At 73.7% G+C, this 2979-nt stretch carries 3 protein-coding genes; all 3 read right to left on the reverse strand.

Features of this window, described 5'->3' with window-relative positions; all coding sequences use genetic code 11:
- Positions 1-101 precede the first annotated feature (101 nt).
- Complete coding sequence (locus tag DEF28_RS26115) at positions 102-1034, reverse strand: CPBP family intramembrane glutamic endopeptidase (RefSeq protein WP_147280295.1); 933 nt, start codon at positions 1032-1034, stop codon at positions 102-104.
- A gap of 82 nt (positions 1035-1116) precedes the next feature.
- On the reverse strand, positions 1117-2028 hold the full coding sequence (locus DEF28_RS26120; protein WP_147280296.1) for a CPBP family intramembrane glutamic endopeptidase: 912 nt from the start codon (positions 2026-2028) through the stop codon (positions 1117-1119).
- 144 nt (positions 2029-2172) lie between these two features.
- Entirely contained in the window at positions 2173-2640 is a 468-nt protein-coding gene (locus DEF28_RS26125) for a flavodoxin family protein (RefSeq protein WP_114400856.1), read from the reverse strand.
- Positions 2641-2979: the final 339 nt, after the last annotated feature.

The raw sequence follows: 2979 nt of genomic DNA on the forward strand, positions 1-2979 counted from the left end.
CCCTCCCACCGGGGAGACTCGTGTGGTGACGTAGACGCGCCGCCGGACGGTGCCGGGGCGCGCCTACGTCACCACACGAGTCTCCCCGGTGGGAGGGGGCGTCACGTCCACAGCAGCACGGCCTCCGAGACCAGCGGCAGCACCGGGAGCGCGCTGGTCCCGGTGTGCAGCAGGAAGTTCAGCCACAGGTTGCGGTAGCGGGACCACAGGTAGCCGAACAGCAGGCCCGCGGCACCCTGGACCGCGATCCCCATGCAGAGGCCCAGGACGGCGCCGTGGTAGACGTGGGTGCCGATAGCGGCGCCGACCCCGTACACCAGCGCCGCGGCGACGATGCCGGGCCACCGCCCCAGCAGCAGCTCCAGGCGGGTCTGCAGCAGGCTGCGGTAGAAGACCTCCTCCAGCAGCGCCGACGTGGTGAGGGTGAGGAGCAGCCGCACCACCAGGGTGTACTCGTCCGGGAGGGTCCGCGGCGTGGGCAGCGGCGTGGTCCACGGCGCGAGCACCGAGAGGGCGAGGTAGCCCGCGATCGCCGCGAGCCCCGCCCACCGCCAGCGCTCGCCCACCCGCATCGCCACCGCCGGGATGTCGGGACCGTGGCTGTAGCGCATGACCCCCGCCGAGCCGATGATGGCGACGGGGGCGATCAGCAGGAACAGCACCTTCGCGGTGTGGTAGGAGAGCGCGCTCAGGGAGGGGTCGACCAGCCCGAAGGCGGCGTCCAGGGCGCGGTCGCCGAAGGCGAACCCGACCACGCAGCCCAGCAGGAACAGCACCTCGCGCCGCAGCGGGTGGCCGGACAGCGCCGCCCGCACCCGCTGGTCGAGTTCCTCCTCCGGTGCCCGCCACGGCAGCAGCCGGACGAGGAGCATGCCGGCCGCGACGGGGATCCACAGCGACCACAGCTGGCCCTGGGCGTAGTCCTCGCTGGGGCGGATCGCGGTGTTCCCGGTCGCGTGCAGCAGGACGCCGACCACCACGAAGACGGCCGCTCCCGCGCCCAGCACCCAGCGCCGCACCACCGTCGCGAGCATGCGCGCCTCCCCGATCCGGTGCGACCCGACCGCCGCCCCCGCCGCGCCGCGGGCCGGCACGGCCCCGCGCGACCGGCCTCCCTCATCCGACGATCTGCAGCGACGGCGCGACCACCAGCGTGATGACGCCGCCGCGGAGCAGGATGTTCAGCCACATGTTGCGGTAGCACGCCCACACATACCCGTAGAGCAGCCCCGAGACCCCGTAGGTGGCGATACTCAGCCCGAGGTCGTGCTGCCCGCCGGTCGGCATCGCCCGCGGCAGTTCGGCGTAGCCCCCGATCAGGGCGTAGGTGGCGGCGAACAGCAGCGACGTGAGCACGATGCCGGACCACCGGTCGGTCAGCCGCTCCAGGCGGGTCTGCACCATGCCGCGGAAGAAGATCTCCTCGGGGACGCTGATGACGACCAGCGCCACGAACACCCCGAGCGCGACGCCGTCGGGCACCGGGGTCAGCCGCTCCCCCGTCCCGAGCACGAGCGCGAGCAGGCACCCGGCGACCGGCAGCATCCCCACCCACCGCCAGGGTTCGGTCACCCCCATGGCCAGCCGGGGCATCCCCGTGGACGAGCCCTCCATGCTGAACCCGGCCCGGTCGACCAGCAGTACGGGGACCACGAAGAGGAAGAGCAGCCGGGCGACCGGAACCGCGAGCACGAAGTAGTCGGCGTGGATCTGGCCGAAGACGAACGCCATGGCTCCGACGCCGGCGAGGAAGGCCACCAGCGCCCCCATCAGCCACACCAGTTCGCGGCCGAGGGGGTGGCCGTCGAGCACGTCGTCCAGCCGCTTCTCCAACTCCTGCTGGGGCGCGCGGCGGGCGGCGAACCAGGTGAGCAGCAGCCCGACGGCGATCGGCACCCACGTCCCCCACAGCAGGGGCGGCCCGCCCGGCCCGCCCGACGCCTCCAGGACGGGATACGTCAGCGCCGTAAGGGCGAGAGCGGCACCGTAGACGGCGAGTCCCGCCCACAAGCTCCGCCTCTGCAGCATGACCACGGAATCTCCCCCAGTTCAGACCCTCAGTCTGCCCCAGGAGAAACCAGAAGTGACGTAATGACTACGGTATGTCGCGTTTCTCGATGACATTCCGCCACCAGCGGCGATACGCGGTCCGGCACGGCCCGCGCCGCCCGGTCACGTCCCGCCCGCGCGCTCGGCGGCGGCCAGCGCGGTGACCGCCCCGAGCTCCCAGCACGCCTCGCGGTCCGCGCGCCCGAGCGCCCCGATCACGCTGACCGGCGGCCGGTGCCGGCTCCACGACATCCCGGCGGCGATCGCCTCGACCGCGCGCACCGCGCCGGCGGTGTCGTTGTTGCCGTGCACGTAGAGTGCGTAGGGCAGCCCGCCGGTGTCGGCCAGGCACGGGTAGTAGATGTTGTCGAAGAAGTACTTGAGCGCCCCGGACATGTAGCCGATGTTCGCCGGCGTTCCCAGGACGACGGCGTCGGCCGCGAGCACGTCGGGCGCCGTCGCGGCGAGGGCCGGGCGCGTCGCGACCTCCACCCCCTCGATGTCGTCGGTCCGCGCGCCGGCGAGCACGGCCTCCAGCATCTCCTGGGTGGCCGGGGACGCGGTGTGGTGCACGATCAGCAGTCGGGCCATGCGGCCAGGCTCGCACAGCCGGCCGGGCCAGGCGAGCGGTCCGGCGCCCCCGATCGGCCGGTCCGCCGCGCGGCGCTCCGGCCCAGCCCCGGGGCCGGCCTGGCGGACGCGCGACCAAAGTCGCCGCAACCGGTCACTTGGACCGATCCGGTCGTTCGCCCTGAGCCACCACAATTGACGGCATACGCGCGGGAGCCGTACGGCGCCGCTCCCCCGATCCCGGACGGCCGCCAACCCAAGGGACCGGCGGGCACGGACGGCGGCGCCCCGTAGGACGGACCCCCGGTTTCCCCGATGCGCCGGCCCCCGGTCCCCGGCGCCCCCGCGGACGGCACCGGC

It is taken from the genome of Marinitenerispora sediminis (assembly GCF_003336425.1).
Classification (GTDB): domain Bacteria; phylum Actinomycetota; class Actinomycetes; order Streptosporangiales; family Streptosporangiaceae; genus Marinitenerispora; species Marinitenerispora sediminis.

Bases quoted from the DNA above. Each gene is read 5' to 3' on its own strand.
- DEF28_RS26115 (WP_147280295.1), bottom strand. From the start codon at position 1,034: ATGCTCGCGACGGTGGTGCGGCGCTGGGTGCTGGGCGCGGGAGCGGCC.
- DEF28_RS26120 (WP_147280296.1), bottom strand. From the start codon at position 2,028: ATGCTGCAGAGGCGGAGCTTGTGGGCGGGACTCGCCGTCTACGGTGCC.
- DEF28_RS26125 (WP_114400856.1), bottom strand. From the start codon at position 2,640: ATGGCCCGACTGCTGATCGTGCACCACACCGCGTCCCCGGCCACCCAG.